Source organism: Streptomyces sp. NPDC051064 (assembly GCF_044455985.1).
Taxonomy (GTDB): domain Bacteria; phylum Actinomycetota; class Actinomycetes; order Streptomycetales; family Streptomycetaceae; genus Streptomyces.
Map to the genome: position 1 here is coordinate 477913 of NZ_JBITFK010000007.1, position 25468 is coordinate 503380.

Consider the following 25468-nt stretch of genomic DNA (forward strand, 5'->3'; position numbering starts at 1 on the left):
AACCGGCGCAGGCCTGTCTCAGGCCACGCCCGCATTCAGGAAAATACCGCCGTCGACCACGAGAGTCTGCCCCGTGACCCAGGCGGACTGCTCGGACGTGAGGAACGCCGCCGCCCCGCCGATGTCCTGAGGAACGCCGAGCCGGCCCAGCGGGTAGGCCGCCGCGGCCTCGGCCTCACGGCCCTCGTACAGGGCCTCCGCGAACTTGGTCTTCACCACGGCGGGGGCGATCGCGTTGACCCGCACGACCGGGGCGAACTCGTGCGCCAGCTGGAGGGTCAGGTTGACCATCGCGGCCTTGCTCATGCCGTAGGCGCCGATGAACGGGGACGCGGAGACACCGGCGACCGAGGCGATGTTGACGATCGCGCCGCCGTTCTCCCGCTGCCACGCCTTCCAGGTCTGCTGGGCGAATCCGAGCGCCGAGATCACATTGGTCTCGTAGACCTTGCGGGCCACGTTGAGATCGAGCTCGGCCATCGGCCCGAAGACGGGGTTCGTACCGGCGTTGTTGACCAGGTAGTCGACCCGGCCGAACGCCTCCATGGCACGCTCGACGGCCGCGGCCTGGTGCGCCTCGTCGTGCGCCTTGCCCGCGATGCCGACCGCCCGGTCGGCGCCGAGCTTCTCCACGGCCTCCTTCAGGGCGTCCTCGCCACGGCCGGTGATGACGACCCGGTCGCCCCGGGCGACGAGAGCCTCCGCGATGCCGTAGCCGATGCCCCGGCTCGCGCCCGTGATGAGCGCGACCTTGCCACTGTCCTGCACAGTCATGGTGTCCGTTGCCCTTCCGGGGTCAGTTGAGCGGTCCGCCGGCGACATACATGACCTGGCCGGACACGAAGCCCGCGTCATCGCCGGTGAAGAAGGCGATCGCGTTGGCGATGTCCTCGGGGCGTCCCACGCGCTGCACCGGGATCTGCGTCGCGGCGGCGGCCTGGAACTCCTCGAAGCCCATGCCGACCCGCGCGGCCGTCTGGGCGGTCATCTCGGTGACGATGAATCCGGGGGCGACGGCGTTGGCGGTCACGCCGAACTTGCCGAGCTCCTTGGCGAGCGTCTTGGTGAAGCCCTGGAGGCCGGCCTTGACCGCGGAGTAGTTGGCCTGACCCCGGTTGCCCAGCGCCGAGGAGGAGGAGAGCGAGACGATGCGGCCGAACTTGGCCTCCACCATGTGCGACTGGACGGCCTTGGCCATCAGGAACGCGCCCTTGAGATGGACGTTCATCACGAGGTCCCAGTCGGACTCGCTCATCTTGAAGAGCAGGTTGTCGCGGAGCACGCCCGCGTTGTTGACGAGGATCGTCGGGGCGCCCAGCTCGGCGGCGACACGCGCGACGGCGGCTTCCACCTGCGCGCTGTCCGACACATCGCAGCCGACGGCGAGGGCCTTGCCCCCGGCGGCGGTGATCTTCTCGACCGTGTCCTTGCACGCCGCCTCGTCGAGGTCGAGTACGGCGACGGCGCGGCCCTCGGCCGCCAGGCGTACGGCGGTGGCGGCGCCGATGCCCCGTGCCGCTCCCGTCACGATGGCGACGCGCTGCTCGGTGGTGGACATGCTTGGTTCTCCTCGCCCTTGGATCGCGGCTCAGCGGACGTCAGGAAGTTCCCGATAACTGAGCAACCGCTTAGTACCTTCAGCAGACGAGACGCTAGAAGCCCCGGCACCCGGTGTCAACGGCACACGGGCGCCCGGGCGCATGTCACACCGGGCGGTGCCGCCGCCCGGTGGCTCCCGGACGGCGGCACCGCCCCCGGAATCAGCGCACCAGCAGGTCGAGCAGCCGCTCGACCTCGGCGGCCGGGTCCGTGGTCAGACCGCTGTGCACGACGCCCGGCTGGACGACCGTGGAACGGGGCGCGATCAGCCAGCGAAAGCGCCGCCCCGGATCGTCACCGGCCGCCTGGCCCGCGGCCTCGCCGCCGCCGCACACCCCTTCGACCGCCCGCAGTGCGGCCCGTACACCAAGTACGTCGGCACTCGGGTCCAGCGCCTTGAGCTTGCGCTCGTCCAGGTGCGTCCGCGCGGCAACGAACGACTTGGCCCGGCAGTACACCAGCACGCCCGCGTTGAAGCATTCACCGCGCTCCACGCGCGGCACGACGCGCAGGACCGCGTACTCGAAGACATCGCGCTCGCTCATCGGCCGCCGTCCTTGCTGTTCCCGGCGCCCGCCTGCGCGTCCCGGCCCTTCTTGGCGGGATGCGGCCAGGGGGTCAGGTGTTCGGTGAGCCATCCGGGGGCCTGGCTGGGCCGGGTCTTCGTGGGCCCCTCCATGAGGATGCGCTCATGGATGCTTCCGGCACGTGCCAGCAGCGGCTCCACGTACGCCCGGCGCAGCTGGTCCGTGGTCTCGAACCCGGGTTCACCCGCCAGCCACTCGTCCGGCACCTCGGCCGTGACCTCGGTGAGGAGTTCCTCCGTGACCAGCGGGGCGAGCTCCGCGGCCGCGGCCGCGATGTCCGGACCGAACGGTGCGAGGACATGGTCGGAGGCGTTGTACGGCTTGGCCGCGGAGGCCTGCGCGCCCGGCCAGTTGTGGTGCCAGATCATGGTCGCCCCGTGGTCGATCAGCCACGGATCGCCGTGCCAGACGAGCATGTTGGGGTTCCTCCACGACCGGTCCACGTTGTTGATCAGCGCGTCGAACCAGACGGCCTTCCCGGCCTCCGCCGTGCCCACCTCGTACGCGAGCGGGTCGAAGCCGAGCGAGCCGGGCAGAAAGTCCATTCCGAGGTTCAGCCCGGCGCTGGCCTTGAGGAGCTCCTGCACCTCCTGGTCCGGCTCGGCGAGACCGATGACGGGGTCGAGCTGAATGGTCACCAGCTCCGGCACCCGCAGCCCCAGCCGCCTGCCGAGCTCTCCGCAGATGACTTCCGCGACCAGGGTCTTGCGGCCCTGTCCGGCCCCGGTGAACTTCATGACGTACGTGCCCAGGTCGTCGGCCTCGACGATCCCGGGCAGCGAGCCGCCTTCACGCAAAGGCGTGACATAGCGGGTCGCTACGACCTCTTCCAGCATGTTCCCAGGCCACCCATCTCTACAGCCTTGCAATCCACGGACGGCCCTCCGAGGCATAGGGGCGAGAATCGGCGGTCAACGATGCTGGGGAGAATCTGGGGAGTTTCGACTGGCGTGCCGCTCTCCCCGCTCCCCAAGCAGTCCGTCGATGGTGCCCCGCCCCTTGCTGCCAGCCTCCGGCATGAAGTGAGCATAGTAACCGAGGGTGATCGCGGGCGAGGAGCGCCCGAGCCACCGCGCCAAGGTCACAACCGACTCTCCGGCTTCCAGCATGATCGAGGCGTACGTGTGCCGAAGCACATGGAAGCCATCCTTCGGGGCTGCCGCCCACTGCCAGGCTTTCGCCCCCTCGGCACGCGGCCGGATGACGCCGACCTGAGCCAAGGCGGGCTTCCAGGTGTAGGTGTTCCATGTGTTCACCGCGACGGCGTTGCCGAAGCGCGTGGTGAGCAGCAGGGAGACCTTCTTCCTCTCCCCCTCCGGCTTCCCCCACGGAAGCTCCACCTCTACCGGCGGGAACGCTTCGATGTGACGTTTCAGCTCCCCGGCTACCGAGAGGGGCATATCCACCGTGCGGATCTTCTTCCCCTTCGGCAGGGCCAAGTACAGCCTTCCGTGAATCGCCTGTACTTGGCGCCGGACGTGAAGCACGCCGCGTTCATAGTCGATGTCCTCTGGACTCAGCCCGAACACCTCGCCCTGCCGGAGTCCGCACCCCAGGCCGACTACGACGGCGATCCTGTGCCGTGGGTTGATGGCGTCGCGGACTCGCAGTGCCGTAGCGATCGGCCACGCGTCGCGCCGCTCCCGTGGCGGCTTGGGCCACCGCACAGACTTCGCGTGCATAGGATTGCGCGCGAGGCGCTTGTCGTCGACGGCCGCTTCCAAGATGGAGGAAAGCTCGGACAGGATGCCGCGCTGGTAGTCGACCGACGCGACTGTTGACTCCAGCTTGGTGATGAACGTCCGCAGATCCGTTGCGGCGATATTCCTGAGCGGCAGCTGACCCAGGTACGGGACGATATGAAGACGCGTTCTACGCTCCTGACCGTCCTGCACTACGCCCGGCTGGAACAGCAGCGTGCTCCGCAGCCTTCCGTCCAGATCACCACGGCGCCGGCCCGGGCGCTGCGGCTGTCCCTGGACGAGCGCGATCATCTCTTCGTCCTCATCGGCCACAACGCTCCGGCCCGCTTCCATCGCTCCGAACATGTCAGCCCGCCGCTGATGCGGGTCCTGGACCGTCTGGACGACTCCCCGGCCATGGTGCAGACCGATCTGTTCGACACTCTCGCGATGAACCCCTTGGCCGTGGCGCTGCTTGGCGACCAGACCCGCCACACCGGCCTGGCCCGCAGCGGCTACTACCGCTGGTTCATGGACCCGGCCGAACGTTTGATGGTTCCCGAGGAGACCCACGAACGCCACGGCCGTGCCCAGGCGGCTCGCTTGCGGGCCGCGCTGACAGCCGACAGCGACACCCCTCGAGCCGCCCGGATCCTCGCCGACCTCCAGGAACACAGCCCCGAGTTCGTCCGCATGTGGGAAACTTCAGGAGGTTGCACAGAGCTACGACGACTGCAAGACCATCGTTCATCCCGAACTCGGCCGCATCGACGTCGACACCCAGGTCCTGTTCACCGAGAACCGTGCCCAGAGCCTGGTGGTGCTGACCACTCGCCCCGGCACGGAGAGCCACAGCAAGCTCGAACTGCTCTCCGTCATAGGGCACCAGCAGCTCACCTCTTGACATCCTGGGCCGGGAGACGGGTCGGGGCTCGGCGCGGGAAGGGCCGAACAAGCGGGTCACGGTCCAGGACGCCGAAAGTCGTCGGGACCGGAAGTGCGGCACCGCGCCCACCCGGCTCCGCACGGCTCTTGCTCCGCGCACTGCGGCCAGACAGGGCGGCCCCTGTGCTGTTCGCACTCCGTGGTCGGGCCGCCGGTTTGACCGGACGCTGCCTCCGTTTTACTCTCGACTATGTACGGAGGCAGCATCCGTTTTGATGCGGCCGCAGGATCACGAGAGGCAGGAGGGCGCATGAGCGCCGGTGAACAGCGGGGACGCAAACCCCGCGCGGACGTTCAGCGCAACCGCGCTGCCCTCCTGGAGACCGCGCAGCGTCACTTCCTGCAGCACGGGGTCGGCACCTCCCTCGAGGCGGTGGCCAAGGAGGCGGGCGTCGGGCCCGGCACCCTGTACCGGCACTTCCCTACCCGGGAGGCACTGCTGGCGGCTGTGCTGCAGACACGCTCCGAGGAGCTGGTGGCGCGCCAGGCGGACATCGATCAGCTCGGCGACCCGGCCGAGGCGCTGGAGCAGTGGCTGCGGGCGATGGAGGAGTACTTCAGCGCCTTCAGCGGGCTGCCGGACCCGCTCATGGCCGCGGCCCGGGCGCAGGAGCCGGACAACCCGCTCACCATTCCCTGCCACATCCTCATCACCGCCACCGATCAATACGTGCGAGCCGCACAGCTCGCGGGGCACGTACGCGCGTCGGTACAGGGGTATGACCTATTCCTCGCCGCCTGCTCCATCGCCTGGATCAAAGGCAACGGCGCCGAAAAGGAGTCGCTCGACCGGCTCCGCACCCTCATCGCGAGCGGCTACCGGCAGCAGGACACCCAGGCGTAAATCGCCAGGCACCCCGCTCCGCCCCGCAACGCCAGGCGGCACCACCACCCATCCCTCACATTGTGCTGCCCCCAGGGGCGGCGCAACCTCCTAAGGAACAAATCATGAAAATTACCGTCATAGGCGCCGGTGCCATCGGTGGGAACCTTGCTGCCAAGCTCAGCGTGGCGGGTCACAACGTCCAGGTGGCCGACGCCCGCGGCCCTGAGGCCGTCCGGGCGGAGGTGCTGGAGTCCGGGGCCCGCGCGGCGGACCTCGCCGACGCCGTCCAGGGCCGGGACGTCATCGTCCTGTCGATCCCGTTCGGGGTGGCGGGCCAGCTGACGGACCTGTTCGCGTCGGTGCCCGACGAGACGGTGGTCATCGACACCTCGAACTACTACCCCGGCATGCTCAGCGAGCCGATCGAGGCGGTGGACAACGGCCAGGTGGAGAGCGTGTACACCGCCGAGCTACTCGGCCGCTCCGTGGTCAAGGCGTGGAACGCCGCCCTGGCAGAAACCCAGCGCACCAAGGGCGTTCCGGCCGGAACACCCGGCCGCCTCGCCATCCCCGTCGCCGGCGACTCCGAGGAGGCGCGGAAGGTGGCCATGAGCCTGGTGGACGACACCGGCTTCGACCCCTACGACGCCGGCACGCTGGCCGACTCCTGGCGCCAGCAGCCGAACAGCCCCGCCTACTGCACCGAACTGGCCCTCGACGAACTGCCCGCAGCCCTGGCCGCGGCCGACCGCGCCAAGGACGCGGCCATCCGCGACAGCCTCCCGGAACGCATCGCCACCCTCGGTACCAACCCCACCGTCGGCGACGTCGTTGAGATGAACCGCGCCGCCCACCGCTGAGACACCCGACGCGGCACTCGTGCACCCAACGGCACGCACGAGGGCGGCAGCACTGGGCGCCACGAACACACAAAGACGAACACGAAGAGCGCACAGTCCCCCGCGCTGCGGCCTGCAGTCCCGGCACACCGCTGCCTGAGAGCATCCGCAAGCCTGCCGGTACCCGCGAGGGTGCGTCCGCACCCGGCTCTTACGCCGACTGCCTCCTTCCGTGGCCTGCCGTACTGCGCCGCGCCGCGGTGGCCGAAGCGGGGACTGCGCGAATTGGAGAGGAACCGCCTTGCCGGCACCGCATCACCCTTCACCGACATCGCACGCTCCCGACGCTCCCCCCGAAGGTTCCTGCCCACCCGCCCTGCCCCCTTCGGACATTCGCGGGCGTACTGGAAGACGCACAGACGGCCCCCTCGAACAGCAACACCCAGCCGTGGACGGTGCACGTCGTCTCGGGTGCGGCGCGGGACGCCCTGGCAAAAGAGCTGATCCTGGCCGAGGAGGAGGGACGGACCTCCCCGGATTTCACTAATGGCTACGGCGAGGGCATCTACCTCGAGCGAGCGCAGGCCCTGGGCGCGAGCCACTACCGGGCCCGGGGCGTCGAGCGCTCGGACCGGGACGGCAGGAGTGCGGCGGTCCGCGAGAACCTGGACTTCTACGGCGCCCCCCATGCCGCTTTCCTGTTCATGCCGGCGCTCGGCGACGGGGTGCGGACAGCAGGGACATCGGCATGTACGCGCAGAACTTCCTGCTCTCACTGGCGGCCCGGGGACTGGCCGACATCCCGCCCACTCGACATCCCGGAGGGCGTGACCCTGCTGCCGATCGTCGACGTCCAGCAGGGCAAGGCGCCGCAAGCTTGACAATTCTGATTCCGCGGAATCGCTCTGTTGACGTAGCCCTCGACCTTGCCCGCGTTCCATTCCAGGGTGAGGCCGGCGGTGACGGCCTCGAAGTCCTGTCGCAGGCCACGGGCCAGGCTCTGCAGCGGCTTCATCTGGGTGCCCTCGGCGCTGGTGAGCCAGATCTCCAGGTCGCTGCCTTGGCGCTCGGTCATCATCGCGGCGAAGGAGCGGACGCACGCGGCGACGGCGTCCAGTTCGGGGCAGCGGGCCAGGAGCTTCTTGAGCTTGAGCGTGCTGCTCTCGTCGAGGTGGTCCGGGTGCGAGGTGATCAGCCAGGTGGCCGTGCGGACCGTCAGTGTCTTGGGCTTGTCGGGGGCGGGTTTGCCGCTGGCCCGGATCTCCTGGAGGTGCCGGCGCACGGTCCGCTTGCTGCCGGTGAAGCCGAGTTCGGTGATCTCCGCGTGGAGCCGTGCCGCGTCCGTGCAGCCCTCGTTCCACGGCGGTGGAGATAGGGCGAGTAGGCGTGGGCCTGGCCGTAGCCGCGAGATCTGGTGCCCAGCGACGCGTCCTCGGCAGTGGCCGCGTGCGCGTACCGGCGTACCGTCCTGCGGTCAAGTCCGAGAGTCTCAGAGATCGCCTGGATCGGGATGCCCTTGTCGTATAGGGCGTGCACGGCGGCGTGACGCTCGCGGCGCCGGATCACGCGCATCCCCTCCGCCCGCCCCGACACCTCCTGCTCGACAGTGGCGTAAGCCGATGCGTCCTCGGTAGGCTCGGTGAGGCAACTATGGTGCGTAGCAACGCATTTCTCGACTGCTTCGCATAGGTTCTTCCACAAATGGAAGCGGTCCGCGACTCGGATCGCGTCGGGACGAGCGGTGCGTACGGCCTCGGCGTAGGCGCTGGCCCTGTCCCGGCAGACGATCTCCGCTCCGGGGTGTGCGCGCAACCACGCGGTGAGAGTCTCGGCGGTGCGGTCGGGCAGAACGTCGACGCGCTCTCCGGTCTCCATGTCCAAGATGATCGTTCCGTAGACATGCCCCTTCTTCAGGGCAAAATCATCGATGCCAAGCACGCGGGGCGCAGCGTCGAACTGCTTGTCCGGAAGCCTGCGTACGAGTCTGAGCATAGAGTTCGCGCTCGTCGGGATGGACAGATGCGAGGCCAGCCGGGCCCCCGGCCGGCCAGCGAGCGCCGCAGGCGCGGTGTGCGTCGCGCGAACCGCTCGGTGAGCCCGTCCACTTGCTCGACAAAGGTGCAGACCGCACGCAGCCGCCGGGCAGAGAACCGTCGCACCACCAGGTCGATCGCAACTTCCTGTCCCGCCGCCGCGAGGTCGGCAAGGCGCCGCCGGTAACCACCATGGACACGGCCGGACACCACGCCGCAGTCCGGACAGGTCGCCTCGCGCGTCACCGTCCGCGCCGTGAGGGCCATCCCGCTGCCGTCCACTGGGTCTTTCCTCGGGCCCGGCACTTGTCGTAGTAGGCGCGGGAGGCGGGGGCGTGGAGGGCGGCGAAGTGGCCGCCCGAGGGCATGTCCGCCCAGTGCTCCAGGTTGAGGAAGTGCTCGACCGGGAGCGCGCCACCGCGCCCCCCACCCCAACACAACGCGGGTCGCCGGAGGCTAGAACGGCTTGAAGTCGTCGAACTCCTGCTGCGCCTCGTCCCGGGCCGCCTGCCGGTCGCGCCGGCGCTGCTCAGCCGGGCGCGGGGCCTCCATGCGGTGGTCCTCGCCACGGCGGCCGAGCATCTCGGCGCCCGCCATCATGGTCGACTCCCAGTCGAAGACGACCGCGTTCTCCTCGGGGCCGATGGCCACACCGTCACCGTTGCGGGCACCGGCCTTCATCAGCGCCTCTTCCACGCCGAGGCGGTTGAGGCGGTCCGCGAGGTATCCGACGGCCTCGTCGTTGTTGAAGTCCGTCTGGCGCACCCAGCGCTCCGGCTTCTCACCGCGTACGCGGAACAGCGGCTCACCCTCGGAGTCCTCGCGCTTGACCGTAAAGCCCGCGTCGTCCACGGCCTTCGGCCGGATGACGATCCGGGTCGCCTCCTCCTTCGGCTTCGCGGCACGCGAGGCGCCCACCAGCTCGGCGAGCGCGAACGACAGCTCCTTGAGGCCCCTGTGGGCGACGGCCGACACCTCGAAGACGCGGGAGCCACGCGCCTCCAGATCGGGCCTGACCATCTCGGCGAGGTCCTGACCGTCGGGCACGTCGATCTTGTTGAGGACAACGAGACGCGGCCGCTTCTCCAGGCCCGCACCGTACTCCCGCAGCTCCGCCTCGATGACGTCGAGGTCGGAGACGGGGGCGCGGTCGGGCTCCAGGGTCGCCGTGTCGAGGACGTGCACGAGCACCGAGCAGCGCTCGACGTGGCGCAGGAACTCAAGGCCGAGGCCCTTGCCCTGGCTGGCGCCGGGGATCAGGCCCGGCACGTCGGCGATCGTGTAGACGGTCTCGCCCGCGGTGACCACGCCCAGGTTCGGGACCAGGGTCGTGAACGGGTAGTCGGCGATCTTCGGCTTGGCCGCGGAGAGCACCGAGATCAGCGAGGACTTGCCCGCGCTCGGGTAGCCGACGAGCGCCACGTCCGCGACGGTCCTCAGCTCCAGGACGACATCGCGCATGTCGCCCTCCACACCGAGCAGCGCGAAGCCGGGCGCCTTGCGGCGAGCCGAGGCAAGCGCCGCGTTGCCGAGGCCGCCCCGGCCGCCCTGCGCGGCGACGAACGTGGTGCCCTCACCGACGAGGTCGGCGAGCACATTGCCCTGCTTGTCGAGGACGACGGTGCCGTCCGGCACCGGCAGGACCAGGTCCCGGCCGTCCTTGCCGGAGCGGTGGTCGCCCACGCCCGGCGCACCGTTGGTGGCCTTGCGGTGCGGAGAGTGGTGGTAGTCGAGGAGAGTCGTGACGTCCTGGTCGACGACCAGGATCACATCGCCGCCACGGCCGCCGTTACCGCCGTCCGGGCCGCCGAGCGGCTTGAACTTCTCCCGGTGGACGGAGGCACAGCCGTGGCCCCCGCTACCTGCGGCGACATGCAGCTCGACGCGGTCCACGAAGGTGGTCATTGGTCAGTGCCTCCAGAAACGTACGGGAATGTCTACAGCTCAACACGCGAAAGGCGGACCCGCTTCTCTGGAAGGGAAATGAGATCAGCCTCGCGAAAGAAGCAGGTCATCGGACCGGACCTGACGACGGCAGGTCCGGCGTACCGTTGCCGCACGCTGCCGGCCGGGGTGAGCGACTACCCCTCGCGGCCGTGCTGGGCGGGAGTGACGCCCCGGGTCTGCGCAAGCCGGTCGCCAGAACGGCTGTTGCGAGGAACTGGAACCTGCGGCGAGATGCCTTCGGTGGGCTGTGCGCAACGGTCGCAGCGCAGCGCGGCGTCGACGACGGCGTCGGCGGTTGCCCGGCAAAGTCCCTCTGAACGCGGTCGGCGACGGTCGTCTCGCACCTCGCAGCGACGCTGCAGTGATTCAGCAGGACGGCCCCGCTACCGCGCGACGTCGTGGTCTCGCGTCCCGCGGACGCGGCCGGCTGGTCGGGTCGGCCGGAGCCCGGCCGGGCGCGTTGTGGCGCTCGGTGAACCCCAAGCGGTGGACGCCGGCCTCGACGGCTGAGCCGAGTGCGCGATCGGTCGCCTGGCTCTGGGCCTTGCCTTCGCCTACGGGGCGAGGCCCGGCATCGCGCCGTTCACCTGGTGTCTCCGCGCATGATGCGCGGGTCGATTCCGTACTGCGCGGGGACGCCGAGATTTTCGCGCAGGGTGGTGCCGGGGTACTCGGTGGGGTAGATGCCGCGCTCCTGCAGCAGCGGCACGACCTCGTCGACGAAGGCGTCCACGCCGTCTTCGTAGACGTCCGGATTCACCCAGAAGCCGTCGCAGGCGCCCGCCTCGAACCACTCCTGCAAGTGATCGGCGTGGAGCTTCCCCGGGCCGACGACCGTGGGGTGGTAGTCGATCACGCCGTGCGCGAGGATGTCGCGGGGCGAGAAGCCCTCGCGCGCGACCTTCAGAGCGTTCCCGGAACGCGGATCCATCGGTGAGGCGTGCGCGACGGCCAGCTGCTGCGGCGTGAGCGGCTCGTCGTACCGGCGGGGGTCGATCTGAAGCTCGAGCAGTGCGCCCAGGTGCGGCAGGCGCGCCTGGATGATGTCGCCTGCGAGGGCGAGGCGTCGGTCGAGCCCCTCTCGCACGGTCGGCGCGACGGTCGTCATGAAGCCCACGATGTACTTGATCTCGTCGGGGTCGCGGCCCGCTTCGCGCGCCGCGTTGCGCACCATCGCGCGCTGGGCACGCGCCTCCTCGATCGTCCAGACCTCGGAGATGAAGCCGCTGGCGTAGCGGCCGGCGAGCGAGAGCAGGTGCGGGCTGGGGCCGCCCGACGTGAAAATCACGGGCTGGCCCTGCTCCGAGGGCGGGATCGCCAGCGGTCCGCGCGAGGCGACGTGTTCACCCTGGAGGCCGATCGGCCGCAGCTTCGACGGGTCGATGAATCGGTCACCGGCCTGATCCTTGATCCATGCGTCATGCTCCCAGCTGCCCCAGAGGGCCTGGGTGATCTGGATCGATTCGTGGGCGCGCCGGTAGCGCTCTTCGCGCTCGGCGACCGGCCTGCCGTAGTTCGCCGCGACGGCGGCGTCGGCTGTGGTGACGGCGTTCCAGCCGGCCCGGCCATGGCTGATGACGTCGAGTGCCTTGAACTGCCGGGCCTGGTTGAACGGCTCCTGGAACGTCGTCGATCCTGTCGCCACGAAGCCGATGTGCGAGGTTTCGCGGGCGATCGCCGTGAGCGAGACCAACGGGTCGAGCGTGTGCCGGAGCGTCGTGTGCTCGACATCGCCGCTCACGGCCGGGAAATCGGGCGTGAAGAGGAAGGCGAATTTCCCGCGTTCGGCGGCCCGCGCGTGGCGGATGCTGGCGTCGATGTTGGCGTAGTTGTCCGGATCGACATGCGGGGCTCGCCATGCGCCGTGCAGGTTGCCGTACCCGTCGGTCAGCGTCATTCCGAGGATGATCTTCTTGTCTGTCATGTTCGTGTTTTCCGTATCGTGATCAGTTGGTGAGCCGGCGGGTGCGGCTTGCGAAGAAGACCAGCGGGCGCTGGTCCTCGTCCCGGTCGAGGGCCTGCACCTCGAGCAGGACGAGCGTGTGGTCGCCCGCCTCGATCTCGGCGTGCGGGGTGACGGTGAGCCTCGCGAGGGCGCCGCGGACGAACGCGGCGCCCTGCTCGACGTCGATGTCGAGGCCGTCGAACCGCTCGGTGGCCGGCCGCCGCAGGTCCTGCAGCACCTGCGCGCTCTGCTCGCCCAGGACGCTGATGCCCCAGCGCTCCGCGCGGCGCAGCACCGGCCAGGTCGTGGAGGTATCGGCGAACGAGAGCGATACGAGCGGCGGTTCGAGCGAGACCGAGACCAGGGAGTTGGCGGGCATCCCGACGAGCCGGCCGTCGACCTCGGCTGCGACGACCGAGAGGCCCGTAGCGAAGCCGGCGAGCGTGTGCCGCATCGCCTGAGGCGTCACGGTGTGCGGGTGCGTGTGTGGCATGCACGCAGCTTCGAACATTGACATGGGTGTGAATGTCAAGTCGGGGCGCCCGGAGATCTCTCTGCTAACCTTCTCATTGACGTCAATGAGAAGGTGTGTGCATGAGGATCGGCGAGCTGTCCAAGGCGACCGAGGTGCCCACGCGCATGCTGCGGTACTACGAGGAGCAGGGGCTGATCACACCGCGCCGCCTCGACAACGGGTACCGCGAGTACGACGACTACCTCATCGACCGCGTGCGCCAGATCCGCGGGCTGCTCGATGCGGGCATCCCCACGCGCATCATCGGCCTCATGCTGCCGTGCCTCGATGACACGCGCGGCACCATCGTCGCCGATCCGGATCCCGGGCTGCGTGCGATGCTCCTCGAGCAGCGGGACAAGATGAGCGAGCGCATCGCCTTCCTCGATCAGAACCGCGAAGCCCTCACCCGCTACATCGCCGCGATGGACCGGGCCGGGTCCGCCGTCGCCTGAAGATCAGTTGCCGGGCTCCGCGAGGCGTAGACGGCCTGCGCATACGGGCGTTGTCCTTGCCGGCGCCGAGGAGCTTCCACCGGCTGCGCTTTGCAACCTTGACACACCTGAGGACGGCGAGCGCGGAGATCTCGTCCTCCTGTGAGCCGTTGCTGTCACTGAAGCAGTTGGCGCGGAGGCCCAACTGCGTCAGAACGGGCCCGGAACGGGGCGAGCCACACAAGTGGGCTTTGCCCCGCTACGTGGACATCCGTACGCCGCCGGCGAGGTCCGATCCCCCGTCGGCGGGCGCAGCGGCGGACGGTGCGCCTCTGCTGCCAGAGGCGCACCCGCGCCCGTGTTCACTCCGCTCGCGTGGAGCCACCGACTGCACCCCGACCGCTCCCCTTATCCATTGCCTTCGCGGGTGTTGGCGGCCAGGGCGTGCTGGGTGAGGGAGCGGTGCCAGCGCGCTTCGAGGTCATCGTGAGAGTGTGGCCGAGGCGGCGAGCCTGGGCGACGTCGGGGATGTTGCCCTCGATGAGCCAGGTCTTGTGGGTGTGGCGGAGGTTGTGGAAGGTGAGGCCCGGCTTGAGTGCGTCCCAAGACGTGCCGTCGGGCAGAGTGACGCCGCGGGTGGCAGGGGCCCAGAGGCGGCGGCTGAAGGTGGAGCGGCGGAGGTTGCTGCCGCGGGGGCTGGTGAAGAGGGTCTCGTGGGTGTGTCGGGTCTGGTCTTGGATGAGAAGGGGTTGAGGAAAGGCGGGAGGGTGACGGTGCGGACGGATGCAGCGGTTTTGGGCGGTCCGTAGGAGTGAGCCTGCGCCAACCTGAAGCAGCTGGTCAGATGGGGTTACGTGATCGTTCTTCGGTCAGGGCGAGGAAGTGCAGGCCGTGACGGTGGTGCTTGCCGGAGAAGTTTCGCCGGTCGGCCCTGCCGGTGCGGCGGACGGTGGGAATGAGGGTGCCGTCGATGAGAACGACTTCGCCGTCCCGCTTGGCGATCTTCTTCAGGGCGGCCGTATCCGCCACCGCGAACCTATCGCCTTCAAGTGGCGTCGCAGCAGGCCGGCGAGGTGATTGACGGTTTTCGTGGACAGTGACAGGCGGCGCTGGTAGACAAGGAAAACGGTGTCCTCGGCGTGCTCATTGGTTTTGGTCACACACTGACTCTGCTGCCCAATTCGCGGGACCAGCGGATACGGCCGTGCGCGGCCACGCAGCGAGCGGCGTCGGCACAGGTCACGACGGCCGCTTCCGGCACCCTCCGGAATTGGGCAGCAGAGTCGCCCCGGGCCTCGTCGCCCGCCTGGCCGACACGACGGTGTTCGTCGTGTGACAGGCGCCCGCGTACCCGTTGGCGCTCAGGACGGAGCCGGTTGCCTCGTGCGACGACCGGGGCGAAGCCCGAAGACGCTTCCTTACTGTTCTGCGTCGGTCAATACAGGTTGTTCAGCTGTTGGTGATCATGGCGAGAACGTCGTCGTAGGAGCCGGTGGCCACCGCGTCGCGGATGAACCTGGCGCGCTCGACGACAATCTCCTTCGCGTCGGGGTTCTCGCCCAGCAGGTCGAGGGTCTCGGTGAGGAAGTCGTCCAGCGGCATGGCGTTGCTGTCCTCCTGGCCCATCAGGGTCGTGCGCACGCCCGGCGGGACCACCTCGATCACCTGGACGCCCGCGTCAGCACTGGCGAGCTGGATGCGCAGGCTCTCGGAGAAGGAGTGCAGCGCGGCCTTGGTCGCGCTGTAGGTCGGGGTGCTCGGGAACGGGACGAAGGCCAGCGCGGAGGTGACATTCATGACGACCGCGTCGTCCTTGCCCCCCAGCAGCGGCAGGAAGGCGTACGTCATCCGGATCGTGCCGAGCAGATTGGTCGCGACGAGATCCTCGGCGACCTGGAGTTCGGCCGGGTCGAGGACATTCTCCAGATGCATGATGCCGGCGTTGTTGACCAGGACGTTCAGCCCCGGGTGGCTCGCCGCCACGGTCTCACGGGCCCGGGCGATCGAGTCGGGGTCCGCCACATCGAGGACGAGCGCGTCGATGCCCGGGTGCTCAGCCGTGATGTCGTCGAGGAGTTCCTTGCGCCGGCCGGCGACGATCACCTTGTTGCCGGCCTCGTGCAGGCGCAGGGCCAGACCGAGGCCGATGCCCGAGGTTCCGCCGGTGATCAGGATCGTGTTGCCGGTCATCTTCATGGGGTCTTGCTCCTTCGGTACGGCGGGCAAGTGAGCGCCCGCAGCCTAAAATTAATGGCGCCCGCGCAGGGGCGGGAGAGGACGGTCTATCCATGGATCGGCGGTCCCCGGCCGAGCCGCAGAGGACACCACTGCAGCCGGTCAGCGCGTCCGCACCGGGCGCTGCGCGTCGCGCACGGTGACCCGATAGCCAAGGAAGCGGCCGGCCCGGCAGAGCAGGGTGACGGCCGCGCAGGCGCCCCCTCGCGCCGCGCGGACAGCACGCGCCCCCCGCACGCTGTGCCCAGCCCGGACACGGAAGCGACCCCGAACTCGGGCGCGGCCCTTGCGTCACCTCGCGTCACGCCGCGTACGCCCCGGCAGGAACGCCGCGATGACGAGGCCCAGCAGCGCCGCTCCCGCCGCGATCAGGAACGAGGTGCGGAAGCCGTCCAGCGTGGGCACCGCAGCGCTCCCCATGCGCTGCGTCGTGCTGGCGAGGACGACGCCGACGACGGCGCTGGACGTCGACGTGCCGATGGAACGCATCAGCGTGTTCAGTCCGTTGGCCGCACCCGACTCCGACGGGTCGACGGCGCCGAAGATGAGCGGGGGCATCGCGGAGTAGGCGATTCCGACGCCGCTGCCCGCGAGGACGGCGACGAGCACGATCTGCCACACGGCGCCCAGCAGCGCCGTCCCGGTCAGATACGCGACGGCGAGCAGTACGAGCCCCGTCATCAGCGAGATCTTCGGCCCGCGCGCGGCCGACAGCCGGGCGGCGAGCGGGGCGACCGTCATCATCGCGAGGCCCATGGAGGCCGCGCAGACGCCGGTAACGACCATGGACATCCCCAGCCCGTACCCGGTCGACTCGGGCAGCTGCAGCAGCTGCGGCAGGACGAGCGTCACCGCGAAGAACGCGAAGCCGACGGTGACCGCGGCCAGGTTGGTCAGGAGGACCTGGCGGCGCGAGGCGGTGCGCAGGTCCAGCAGCGGGTCCTTGACGCGCAGTTCGAAGAGGCCCCACAGCAGGAAGATCACGACGGCGGCGGCGAAGAGCCCCAGCGTGGTAGCGCTCCCCCAGCCCCAGTCGGCGCCCTTGGAGATGGGCAGCAGCAGGGCGACAAGGCCGAGGGTGAGCCCGAGCGCGCCGATCACGTCGAAGCGGCCGGGGGTGCGCTGCGCGCTCTGGGGGACGATGGCGAGGATCGCGGCCATGGCCAGCGCACCGAGGGCGGCGGCGCCGAAGAATAGCCAGTGCCAGTCGAGGTTCTGGGCGACGAGCGCGGCCAGGGGTATGCCGAGTGCGCCGCCGATGCCGACGGAGCTACTCAACAGCGCCATCGCCGATCCGTGCCGCTCGGGCGGCAGTTCATCCCGGATGATCCCGATGCCGAGCGGGATGGCGCCCAACGCGATGCCCTGCACGGCGCGGCCCACGACCATCGGCACGAGGTCAGAGGTGAACCCGCTGACCAGCGAGCCCAGCACCATCAGAACGAGGCTGACGAGGACGAAGCGGCGCTTGCCGTAGAGGTCGCCGAGCCGCCCCATGATCGGGCTGGCGACGGCGCTGGACAGCAGCGTCGCGGTGATCACCCAGGCGGCGTTGGACGTCGTGGTGTCCAGCAGCCGCGGGAGGTCGGCGACGACAGGGACGAGCAGGGTCTGCATGACGGCGACGGCGATGCCGGTGAAGGCGAGGACGGGGACGAGCCCGCGCCCTGCGGGAGTCCTGGCGGCCGGGCGGGCCGGTATGGCCGATGCCGCCACTGAGCTGCCACTCTGGGGCGGATCGCTGTCACGAACAAGGTCCCGGCCGGTGGCCAGGGGGGCTTGAACCAGACGGTGATCCTCTGAGGGTGGTGCGAGAGGTTGGTTGCGATGTGGCCCATCGCTGTCGGGGGTGACGTTGGCGAGTTCGACGCGGGAGCGTTTCACGGTGGGGGTGTCCTTGCTGCCGGCCCCTGATGAAGGGCCACGGAAGATGCGTTCCGCGGCGGAAGGGCGGCCTGTGGTCAGGTGGCCTGCGGGGTGTGCGTGCTGTAGGAACACTGGTGGTAGGTAAAGGGCGCGGGCTGCCCTTGGCCGGCTCGGTGGTGGTGACGTGGGCGAACAGGACGGTGTGGTCCCCGGCCGTGACGCACTGGTCGGCCTCGGCGGCGACCGAGGCCACCGAACCCGGCAGGCGGGGCAGTTCCTCGCTCGGTGACCAGACGACCTAGTGAGCCGGGCTTGAGTTCCTGACGCAGCACGTGAGGCGCATCGAGCACCAAGCCCCTGGTCGACGGCTCGCCGATCAAGCGGTCGGCGGTGCGAAATCGGGACACTAGGCTGACTTGTCCGGGCCCGAGCGGGCGAGGGCCGTGGCGAGCTCGGCCTGGTGGGCGCCCAGGATGTTGAGGCCGAAGCGGCCGGTGCGGTGGACGAGCGCGAGGAGTTGGGAGCAGTTGTCCAGCGACACCAGCACCATCGGCTGAGCAAGCGATGCGAGGTGAAGGCGCTGACCGTGGTGCCTTGCGGGCGATCGCCCTCCATGGCAGTGACCACGGCAACCGGGGATGCGACGGCGGCCTGGCGTCGCGGAACACCTGCGGGGTCCCGGTGCCCGACGACTGGGCTGTGCCGGACGGTGCACCGGTGGCGGGCTGCGTCGCGGTGGTCTTGGCCGGGCCTGCTGGGAGATGCGCGGGTCGAGGCCGTACTGCTGGTGGGCGCCGAGGTTCTCGCGCAGAGTGGGGCCTTCGTACTCCTCGTGGAACAGACCGCGTTCCTGCAGGATCGGGACGACCTGGTCGACGAAGGCGTCGAAGCCGTCGAGGGCGATCGAGAAGCCGTCGCAGGCCCCAGCCTCGAACCACTGCTGCATGTGGTCGGCCACGTTCGCGGCGGTGCCGGCGACCACCGGGTGGTGGTCGATGACGCCGTGGGCGATCACGTCGCGCAGACTCCAGCCTTCCCGTGCCACTTCGAGGGCGCGTGCGGCGCGCGGGTCGTGCGGGCTGGGCACGGCGTCGGCCAGCTGCTCCGCGGTCAGCGGCCTGTCGAGCTGGCCGGGGCCGAGCGGGAGGCCGATCACGGCGCCGAGGTAGCGGACGCGCTGGTCCAGGTCGACGACCTCGTCCAGGAAACGGCGCCGCTGAAGGGCGGCCTGGCGGGAGGGGGCGATGGTCGGCATGAAGCCAGCAAGCATCTTCACCTCGTCCGGGTCGCGTCCGGCGCGCTTGGCGGCGTCCCGCAGGGCCTCACGCTGGGCTCGGGCGTCCTCGATGGTGTACGGGTTGGCGTAGACGCCGCTGGCGTACCGGCCCGCGATCTCCAGGCCGTAACTGCCGCCGCCCGCCTGGAAAATGACAGGCTGGCCCTGCTCGGACGGGGGGATGGGCAGCGGGCCGCGGGAGGCGGCGTGCTTGCCCTGCAGGTTGACCGGCTGGATCTTGTCCATGTCGGCGTACCGCTTGCCCTCGACGTCGAGCAGCAGGGCGTCCTTCTCCCAGCTGCCCCACAGTCCCTGCACGATCTGGATGACCTCGTGCGCGCGCTCGTACTTCTCCGTGCGCGGCGGGACCGGGCTGCCGAAGTTCGCCGCGGCGGCGGGGTCGGAGGTGGTTACCGCGTTCCAGCCGGCCCGGCCGTGACTGATCACGTCCAGGGCCTTGAACTGGCGGGCGAGGTTGTAAGGCTCGTTGAAGGTGGTGGAGGCGGTGGTGACCAGGCCGATCCGCTCGGTCTCGCGCGCGAGGACGGTCAGCAGCAGCAGCGGGTCGATCGCCTGGCGCGGGGCGTGGTGGGTGAGGTCCATGTCCAGGACCGGGGTGTCAGCAATGAACAGCAGCTGGACCTTGCCGCGCTCGGCGGACTGCGCGTACCGCACGAACTGGTCCATGTCCGTGTAGCTGTTCAGGTTCGCGCCGGGCAGCCGCCAGGCCCCGGGTTCGGCCCCGTAACCGCCCCTGAACTGCATGCCCAGGATCATCTTTCGGCTTGTCATGGCTACTCCTCCGAGCGAGGTGAGAAGAGGGGGAGGGTGGAGGAGTAAGGCCGGTTCCTGCACCGAAGGCGTGAGCGTGCTCGGACCGCCCGGGCGATGGCGGGTGCGGGGCCCGGGCCCACGCGCCGGGTGGCTTCTGTGGGCGGGCGGACTACTGACCGTCGAGGACGCCGGGGGTGCCGTGCAGGACCACGCTCTGCTGGAGCGGGATGCGTGTCCTGCCGAACGCGTTCACCGGCGCCGCCGGGTCGGCCGTGCCGAAGGAGATACCGAACAGCAGCTTGAGATCCTCGGGAACGTCCAAGAAGGCGCGGACGGTGTCGGCATAGATCCCGAGCATGGTCTGCGGAATGCCGGCGAAGCCCCGGGACGTCAGCGAAAGCAGGAAGTTCTGCGCGTACATACCGATGTCCCCGGCCGTCCGCACCCCGTCGCCCAGGGCCGGCATGAACAGGAAGGCGACATGAGGAGCGCCGAAGAAACCCAGGTTCTCGCGGACCGCCGCCCTCCTACCCTCCCGGTCGGATCGCTCGATGCCCCGGGATCCGTAGTAGCCCGCGGCCAGGGACTTCGACCGCTCGAGGTAGATGCCCTGGCCGTAGTCGGTGGTGAAATCCGAGGAGGTGCGTCCCTCGTCATCGGCCTGGAGCAGTTCCTTGGCCAGCGCGTCCCGCTCCGCACCCGAGACGATGTGCACTGCCCACGGCTGAGTGTTGCTGTTCGAGGGAGCCGTCTGCGCGTCCTCGAGCACGCCGCGGATGTCCGCAGGGGGCAAGGGGGCGGGCAGGAATTTGCGGGGGGAGCGCCGGGAGCGTGCGATGTCGGTGAAGGGGGCTTCCGTGCCGGTCAAGGCGTTTCCTTTCTATGGCGCGCAGTCATCGCTGTGGCGGCCGCGGCGCGGTGCGGTTGGCCCTCCCAAGGAGGCAGCCGTCGTAAGGGCCTGGTGCAGGACGCACTCTGTGCGTACCGGCAGGCGTGCGGATGCTCGCAGGTGGCGCATGGCAAGACTGCAGGGCGCAGCGCGGGGGACTGCGCGGTCTTCGTCTGCGCGCTCTTCCTGTTCGCCTTTGGTGGTCGTGGCGTGTTGGGTGTACGTGGCGTGCCGCCGGGGCCGCCTTCGTGCCTTTCCGTGCACGAGGGCGGCGGGTCAGCGGTGGGCGGCGCTCTTCACCTCGACGACGTCCTTCAGGGTGGCGAAGCGCTCCGGGCCGCTGTCGCGGATTCGTTTTGCGCCGACGCAGGAGCCTTTTGTCAGTCCCGGATTCCTGCCACCTCAACTTCGATGGCTTCGATGCGGCCCGTCGCATCCATGGAATTACCGAGGCGCTCGGGGTTTGTATCCGAAATGAGCAGGTAGAGGGTTCGCATTTCCGGTCCGCCGAGCGTCAGATCCACAGCGAAATTTCCGCCGTCGGGATATGCCTCGGTGTCCGGGGCGATCCGAATGATGTCGGTAACCTCGCCGCCATCGCGGACACGGCGAAATTCACCAATCCACGGAAAGGCCGCCCATACCGCACCCTCACTGTCGAAGCAGATGCCATCGATGGTCTCCGTGTCTGGTGACCCGAATTCAGCGAATACGCGCTGGTCCACCAGCGCACCGTCGTCCGCCACGGTGAACGCGGTGAGCCTCGTCCGTGGTGCCCGGAACGATTCTGCGACCACCAGGGTGCGCCCGTCGCCCGAGATGGCGATGCCGTTGGGGAATATGAGGTTCTCGCCGCCCGTGTCGATCCGGCCATCGGGGTGGCGGACAACCAGAGGGACACCTACAGGCTCTTCCCCGAAAACGTACCCTTGCGGACCGATATATGCGCGGCCATCCCGGTCCACGGCCATATCATTTGGATGGAACGCGACCGGCGCAAGATCAGCGAGTTTCTCCGGTGTGGCATTTCCAAGGTGCAGCAGTTGTGCGTCGTCGATGGCTACAACCATTGGCGCCCCGTCAGGGCCGAAGCCGAGACCCGAAGGTCGTCCCGGCACATCGGCGACAACTTCGGGTCGCCCGCCAGGGGAAAGGCGATAGATCTTGCACCGGGTCATGTCCGAGAACCACAGCGACCCATGATGCCACCGGGCGCTCTCGAGATAGCCGAGGCCACCCTGCGCCACAATACGGCGAGCGTCAGCGGGCAGTACCCTTGGCGAATGACTCATATATCCTCCTTAATGGAATTGCAGTATCGGACACCGGTGGATCAGAACTGAGTGAGCCGGGGTGTCTGGCGGTTTACGCCTGGGTGTCCTGCTGCCGGTAGCCGCTCGCGATGAGGGTGCGGAGCCGGTCGAGCGACTCCTTTTCGGCGCCGTTGCCTTTGATCCAGGCGATGGAGCAGGCGGCGAGGAATAGGTCATACCCCTGTACCGACGCGCGTACGTGCCCCGCGAGCTGCGCGGCTCGCACGTACTGGTCGGTGGCGGTGATGAGGATGTCGCAGGGAATGGTGAGCGGGTTGTCCGGCTCCTGCGCCCGGGCCGCGGCCATGAGCGGGTCCGGCAGCCCGCTGAAGGCGCTGAAGTACTCCTCCATCGCCCGCAGCCACTGCTCCAGCGCCTCGGCCGGGTCGCCGAGCTGATCGATGTCCGCCTGGCGCGCCACCAGCTCCTCGGAGCGTGTCTGCAGCACAGCCGCCAGCAGCGCTTCCCGGGTGGGGAAGTGCCGGTACAGGGTGCCGGGCCCGACGCCCGCCTCCTTGGCCACCGCCTCGAGGGAAGTGCCGACCCCGTGCTGCAGGAAGTGACGCTGCGCGGTCTCCAGGAGGGCAGCGCGGTTGCGCTGAACGTCCGCGCGGGGCCTGCGTCCCCGCTGTTCACCGGCGCTCATGCGCCCTCCTGCCTGCCGTGATCCTGCGGCCGCATCAAAACGGATGCTGCCTCCGTACTTGGTCGACCATAAAACGGAGGCAGCATCCGGTCAAATTGGCGGTTCGACCACTGAGTCCGGACAGTGCAGAGGGCGACCTGTCTGGCCGCATGGCCGGCCCCGTCCCGGGCCGTTCGCACACCACCTTGGTGGACGCCGCCGACGCAGGACCAAAAGGCCAGGCCTCCCGGCCCTGCGCTTTGCACCGGTCAGTGACTCTGCTGCCCAATTCGCGGGACCAGCGGACACGGCCGTGCGCGGCCACTCAGCGAGCGGCGTCGGCACAGGTCACGACGGCCGCTTCCGGCACCCTCCGGAATTGGGCAGCAGAGTCACACTCCCAACGGCCGCCGAGGACACCCCGGTTACGGCCCGCGAGCGAAATCCGTGCGCGTGTGCGGAAGGTCACGGACGCACAGTGAACCGGCCGTCGGGGCGCTTGTGCAGCCAGCCGCGATCGGCGAGCTTGGTCATCTTCCCGCGCAGCGGCTCCAGTTTCCCCTTGACCGTGACATCCACCCCCAGCGTCTCGCCGGTGGCCCGGACCGTGATCGGACCGCCCGCCTGACGGACCACGGCGAGAATCCGCTGGTAGTCCTGCGGCAGCGCGCTCTGTTCGACGCCCGGCTCGCGGCGCACCACCAGCATCACTCCCCGCCCTCCGACCTGCGCGCACGCAGGCCCGGCCCCAGCGCGCTCGGTGGCGAGCTGTTCGTTCGCCCGCTGCCACACCCGCTCGGCCGCCTGCAGGTCATCATGCTCGGCCCGCGTCTCCTCCAACTGTTTGACCAGCCGTTCCTCCTGGCTGTCCAGCTCCGCGCGCGCGGCGCAAGGTGATCCACTCTGCTATCTCGGGGTCAGTCATGCACCGGAGCGTAGAAGCCGTACGAGCGCCTACGGGCAGAAACGAATGAACCCCCTGCCAGATGATCTACGCGGCAGACAGTCGCCCACGACCAGCGTGAGCATCCTCAAGAACGATCACGTAACCCCACCTGACCAGCTACTTCAAGTTGGCGCAGGCTCAGAGATGGGGGCTGTTCGCAACGTGCGGGGACGAGCGTGTCTTCCCTCACGTGGCCGCGATGACCAGCAGGACGGCTGCGGCTTCCAGGAAACCGAACCATCCTATGCGGCCTGCAGACGTCTGGTCATTCGGCGCCGCTGATGAGCAGACCGTGCGGCTACATGCGCACCAGGTCGAGCGTCGCTTCGATGCCCAGGGCCTCGTCGCTTCGAAGCAGTCGTTAGACGGCCGCACGGACCACGCCTAGCGCAAGCAGGCCCCTCAGCAGGTCGAGGGGTGTGCAACGATCGTGATCCTGATCGACGCAGGGCCGCGCTGGGCTCTCAGTCGTCTCTGGTGACAGTCTGATGCTGCTGGCCCAGTCCGTCCCCGCCGCAGGTGAGGGTGTCGCCGGGCGTGAGGTACTGCGGCGGGCTGAGGTCCTTGCCGGCCCCGAATGGGGTGCCGGTGTTGATGAGGTCTCCGGGCTCCAGGACCATGAACTGGCTCAGGTGATGGATGATGCCCGCAGTGCTCAGGAGCATGTCGGCAGTCGTTCCGTCCTGGCGGCGTACGCCGTTGTGATCCAGCCACAGGCGCAGGTTTTCGGTGTCGCCGAGGGCATCTGGCGTGACCAGCCAGGGGCCGCAGGGGTTGAAGGTAGGGGCGGACTTGCCCTTGAGCCACTGGCCTCCGCGTTCCTTTTGGAATGTCCGTTCGCTGATGTCGTTGACCAGGACGTATCCGGCGATGGCGGCGAGGGCCGCTTCGTCGTCGGGCAGATAGTGGCTGCGGGCGCCGATCACGACGCCCAGTTCGACTTCCCAGTCGGTGTGCGTGGAGTCGCGGGGGATGTGGACGGGGTCGTACGGTCCGGACAGCGAATTGGGTGCCTTGGAAAAGACGAGCGGCTCCTGGGCAACAGGAGCGTTACTGCCGGGGCTGCGGTAGTTGGCGCCGACTCCGAGGATTTGGTGGGGGCGGGCGATGGGTGCACCGATCCGTTCGGTGCCGAAGCGGTGGACCGTACCGGCGGCGCGGCGTGAGGCGACGGCTTCGTGCAGCAGGCGGGGGCCTCCGGCTGCGAAGAACGCTTCGCTGTAGTCCTCGACCAGGTCGGAGACGTCGATGTAGGTCTGCTGGTCGACCCTGACGACAGGTCGCTCCCGGCCGGGCGGGCCGATGCGCATGAGCTGCATGGAAAAGTCTTTCGGTGGCTGCCCGCAGGCCGAGCACCGGAGTACTCAGCCTGCGGTCCAGGAGGGGGTCAGCGAGCTGATGTCAGGCGGGGGCGTCGGTGGGTGTGGCTCCGACAGCCTTGGCCGCGTCCCGGACGGCGCCGGCGACGGCACCCGCGACCTTGTCGTTGAACACGCTGGGGATGATGTAGTTCGGGTTGAGCTCGTCCCCGCTCACCACGTCCGCCAGGGCCTGGGCGGCGGCCAGCATCATGCCGGTATCCACCGTGCGGGACTGGGCGTCCAGCAGACCGCGGAAGACACCCGGGAAGACCAGCACGTTGTTGATCTGGTTCGGGAAGTCGGAGCGCCCGGTGGCGACAACGGCCGCCGTCTCACGAGCGATTGCCGGGTCGACCTCGGGGTCCGGGTTCGCGAGCGCGAACACGATCGCGCCCTCCGCCATGGCGGCGACGTCGGCGCCGTCCAGGACGTTGGGAGCGGAGACGCCGATGAAGACGTCGGAGCCGGCGACGGCCTGCTTGAGGGTGCCGGTGACGCCCTCGGGGTTGGTGTTGTCGGCGATCCAGCGCAGCGGCGAGTCCGGGGTGGCGTCCACCAGGTCCTCGCGGCCCGCGTGCACCACGCCGTGGATGTCGGCGACGACCGTGTGCTTGACCCCGGCCGCGATGAGCAGCTTCAGGATGGCCGTGCCGGCCGCGCCGGCGCCGGACATGACGACGCGTACGTCACCGATCGCCTTGCCCACCACGCGGAGCGCGTTGGTCAGCGCGGCCAGCACGACGATCGCGGTGCCGTGCTGGTCGTCGTGGAAGACGGGGATGTCCAGGGCCTCGCGCAGCCGTGCCTCGATCTCGAAGCAGCGGGGTGCGGA

Annotated in this window: 26 protein-coding genes and 2 pseudogenes; 6 read left to right on the plus strand and 22 right to left on the minus strand. The window is 69.2% G+C overall.

From position 1 onward, the window contains the following. Window positions 1-18 precede the first annotated feature (18 nt). The 5 genes from ACIBCU_RS26680 to ACIBCU_RS26700 form a co-directional block, all read right to left on the minus strand. A complete protein-coding gene (locus ACIBCU_RS26680) occupies window positions 19-774 on the minus strand; it encodes an SDR family oxidoreductase (protein WP_104790556.1) in 756 nt (251 codons plus the stop codon). A 22-nt stretch (window positions 775-796) separates the two neighbouring features. Next, window positions 797-1558, minus strand: coding sequence for a 3-oxoacyl-ACP reductase FabG (gene fabG / locus ACIBCU_RS26685; protein ID WP_037831334.1), 762 nt, complete (start codon window positions 1556-1558; stop codon window positions 797-799). Window positions 1559-1760: 202 nt separating this feature from the next. Further along, a complete protein-coding gene (locus ACIBCU_RS26690) occupies window positions 1761-2144 on the minus strand; it encodes a DUF3037 domain-containing protein (RefSeq protein ID WP_362928726.1) in 384 nt (127 codons plus the stop codon). Further along, window positions 2141-3022 carry a HipA family kinase gene (locus ACIBCU_RS26695; RefSeq protein ID WP_399234508.1) on the minus strand — a complete coding sequence of 294 codons (882 nt, stop codon included), beginning with the start codon at window positions 3020-3022 and terminating at the stop codon, window positions 2141-2143. The genes ACIBCU_RS26690 and ACIBCU_RS26695 overlap by 4 nt, the downstream gene beginning before the upstream one ends. A 75-nt stretch (window positions 3023-3097) precedes the next feature. Beyond that, window positions 3098-4234 carry a tyrosine-type recombinase/integrase gene (locus tag ACIBCU_RS26700; protein WP_399234510.1) on the minus strand — a complete coding sequence of 379 codons (1137 nt, stop codon included), beginning with the start codon at window positions 4232-4234 and terminating at the stop codon, window positions 3098-3100. Between the two features lie 51 nt (window positions 4235-4285). Here ACIBCU_RS26700 and ACIBCU_RS26705 point away from each other — a divergent pair. From ACIBCU_RS26705 to ACIBCU_RS26725, 5 genes and pseudogenes are all read left to right on the plus strand, one after another. Continuing rightward, window positions 4286-4510: pseudogene (locus ACIBCU_RS26705) on the plus strand (transcriptional regulator); the annotation flags it as partial. 100 nt (window positions 4511-4610) lie between these two features. Further along, on the plus strand, window positions 4611-4772 hold the full coding sequence (locus ACIBCU_RS26710; RefSeq protein ID WP_399234581.1) for a hypothetical protein: 162 nt from the start codon (window positions 4611-4613) through the stop codon (window positions 4770-4772). A 291-nt stretch (window positions 4773-5063) separates the two neighbouring features. Then, window positions 5064-5657, plus strand: coding sequence for a TetR/AcrR family transcriptional regulator (locus ACIBCU_RS26715; protein ID WP_399234512.1), 594 nt, complete (start codon window positions 5064-5066; stop codon window positions 5655-5657). 104 nt (window positions 5658-5761) lie between these two features. Next, on the plus strand, window positions 5762-6499 hold the full coding sequence (locus ACIBCU_RS26720) for an NADPH-dependent F420 reductase (RefSeq protein ID WP_399234514.1): 738 nt from the start codon (window positions 5762-5764) through the stop codon (window positions 6497-6499). Window positions 6500-6738: 239 nt separating this feature from the next. Beyond that, window positions 6739-7359, plus strand: coding sequence for a nitroreductase family protein (locus tag ACIBCU_RS26725; RefSeq protein ID WP_399234516.1), 621 nt, complete (start codon window positions 6739-6741; stop codon window positions 7357-7359). Here ACIBCU_RS26725 and ACIBCU_RS26730 read toward each other — a convergent pair. The 6 genes from ACIBCU_RS26730 to ACIBCU_RS26755 form a co-directional block, all read right to left on the minus strand. Then, window positions 7251-7760, minus strand: a complete 510-nt coding sequence (locus ACIBCU_RS26730) for a transposase (protein ID WP_399234518.1) — start codon at window positions 7758-7760, stop codon at window positions 7251-7253. The two genes, ACIBCU_RS26725 and ACIBCU_RS26730, sit on opposite strands and share 109 nt — an antisense overlap. Further along, window positions 7694-8470, minus strand: a complete 777-nt coding sequence (locus ACIBCU_RS26735; RefSeq protein ID WP_399234520.1) for a transposase — start codon at window positions 8468-8470, stop codon at window positions 7694-7696. The genes ACIBCU_RS26730 and ACIBCU_RS26735 overlap by 67 nt, the downstream gene beginning before the upstream one ends. Beyond that, window positions 8389-8778: a transposase family protein gene (locus ACIBCU_RS26740; RefSeq protein ID WP_399234583.1), complete on the minus strand. Its 390-nt coding sequence runs from the start codon at window positions 8776-8778 to the stop codon at window positions 8389-8391. Before ACIBCU_RS26740 ends, ACIBCU_RS26735 begins: the two co-directional genes overlap by 82 nt. 189 nt (window positions 8779-8967) lie before the next feature. After that, on the minus strand, window positions 8968-10416 hold the full coding sequence (gene obgE / locus ACIBCU_RS26745; RefSeq protein WP_399234522.1) for a GTPase ObgE: 1449 nt from the start codon (window positions 10414-10416) through the stop codon (window positions 8968-8970). A 625-nt stretch (window positions 10417-11041) separates the two neighbouring features. Further along, window positions 11042-12382: an NtaA/DmoA family FMN-dependent monooxygenase gene (locus ACIBCU_RS26750; protein ID WP_399234524.1), complete on the minus strand. Its 1341-nt coding sequence runs from the start codon at window positions 12380-12382 to the stop codon at window positions 11042-11044. Window positions 12383-12404: 22 nt separating this feature from the next. Beyond that, on the minus strand, window positions 12405-12896 hold the full coding sequence (locus ACIBCU_RS26755; RefSeq protein ID WP_399234526.1) for a flavin reductase family protein: 492 nt from the start codon (window positions 12894-12896) through the stop codon (window positions 12405-12407). Between the two features lie 101 nt (window positions 12897-12997). Between ACIBCU_RS26755 and ACIBCU_RS26760 the strand changes: the two genes are divergently transcribed. Next, a complete protein-coding gene (locus ACIBCU_RS26760) occupies window positions 12998-13372 on the plus strand; it encodes a MerR family transcriptional regulator (protein WP_399234528.1) in 375 nt (124 codons plus the stop codon). Window positions 13373-13713: 341 nt separating this feature from the next. Here ACIBCU_RS26760 and ACIBCU_RS26765 read toward each other — a convergent pair whose 3' ends face one another. The 11 genes and pseudogenes from ACIBCU_RS26765 to ACIBCU_RS26815 all read right to left on the minus strand — a co-directional run. Next, window positions 13714-14187 (minus strand): tyrosine-type recombinase/integrase, encoded by a 474-nt coding sequence (locus tag ACIBCU_RS26765; protein ID WP_399234585.1) that lies wholly within the window; start codon window positions 14185-14187, stop codon window positions 13714-13716. A gap of 4 nt (window positions 14188-14191) precedes the next feature. Next, the gene (locus tag ACIBCU_RS26770; protein ID WP_399234530.1) at window positions 14192-14380 is read right to left on the minus strand and encodes a hypothetical protein; all 189 of its coding nucleotides are present in this window, start codon (window positions 14378-14380) and stop codon (window positions 14192-14194) included. 420 nt (window positions 14381-14800) lie between these two features. Then, the gene (locus ACIBCU_RS26775; RefSeq protein ID WP_399234532.1) at window positions 14801-15547 is read right to left on the minus strand and encodes an SDR family oxidoreductase; all 747 of its coding nucleotides are present in this window, start codon (window positions 15545-15547) and stop codon (window positions 14801-14803) included. A gap of 330 nt (window positions 15548-15877) precedes the next feature. After that, complete coding sequence (locus ACIBCU_RS26780) at window positions 15878-17302, minus strand: MFS transporter (protein WP_399234534.1); 1425 nt, start codon at window positions 17300-17302, stop codon at window positions 15878-15880. 556 nt (window positions 17303-17858) lie between these two features. After that, window positions 17859-19520: an NtaA/DmoA family FMN-dependent monooxygenase gene (locus ACIBCU_RS26785; protein WP_399234536.1), complete on the minus strand. Its 1662-nt coding sequence runs from the start codon at window positions 19518-19520 to the stop codon at window positions 17859-17861. 151 nt (window positions 19521-19671) lie between these two features. Beyond that, window positions 19672-20370, minus strand: coding sequence for a nitroreductase (locus ACIBCU_RS26790; RefSeq protein ID WP_399234538.1), 699 nt, complete (start codon window positions 20368-20370; stop codon window positions 19672-19674). A 560-nt stretch (window positions 20371-20930) separates the two neighbouring features. Further along, a pseudogene (locus ACIBCU_RS26795) lies at window positions 20931-21683 on the minus strand (SMP-30/gluconolactonase/LRE family protein); the annotation flags it as partial. Window positions 21684-21756: 73 nt separating this feature from the next. Further along, a complete protein-coding gene (locus tag ACIBCU_RS26800; RefSeq protein ID WP_399234540.1) occupies window positions 21757-22350 on the minus strand; it encodes a TetR/AcrR family transcriptional regulator in 594 nt (197 codons plus the stop codon). A 444-nt stretch (window positions 22351-22794) separates the two neighbouring features. Continuing rightward, a complete protein-coding gene (locus ACIBCU_RS26805) occupies window positions 22795-23169 on the minus strand; it encodes a hypothetical protein (protein ID WP_399234542.1) in 375 nt (124 codons plus the stop codon). A gap of 570 nt (window positions 23170-23739) precedes the next feature. Further along, window positions 23740-24594: a fumarylacetoacetate hydrolase family protein gene (locus ACIBCU_RS26810; protein WP_399234544.1), complete on the minus strand. Its 855-nt coding sequence runs from the start codon at window positions 24592-24594 to the stop codon at window positions 23740-23742. Window positions 24595-24676: 82 nt separating this feature from the next. Then, on the minus strand, window positions 24677-25468 hold a 792-nt coding region (locus ACIBCU_RS26815; protein ID WP_399234546.1), incomplete at its 5' end, for an NADP-dependent malic enzyme.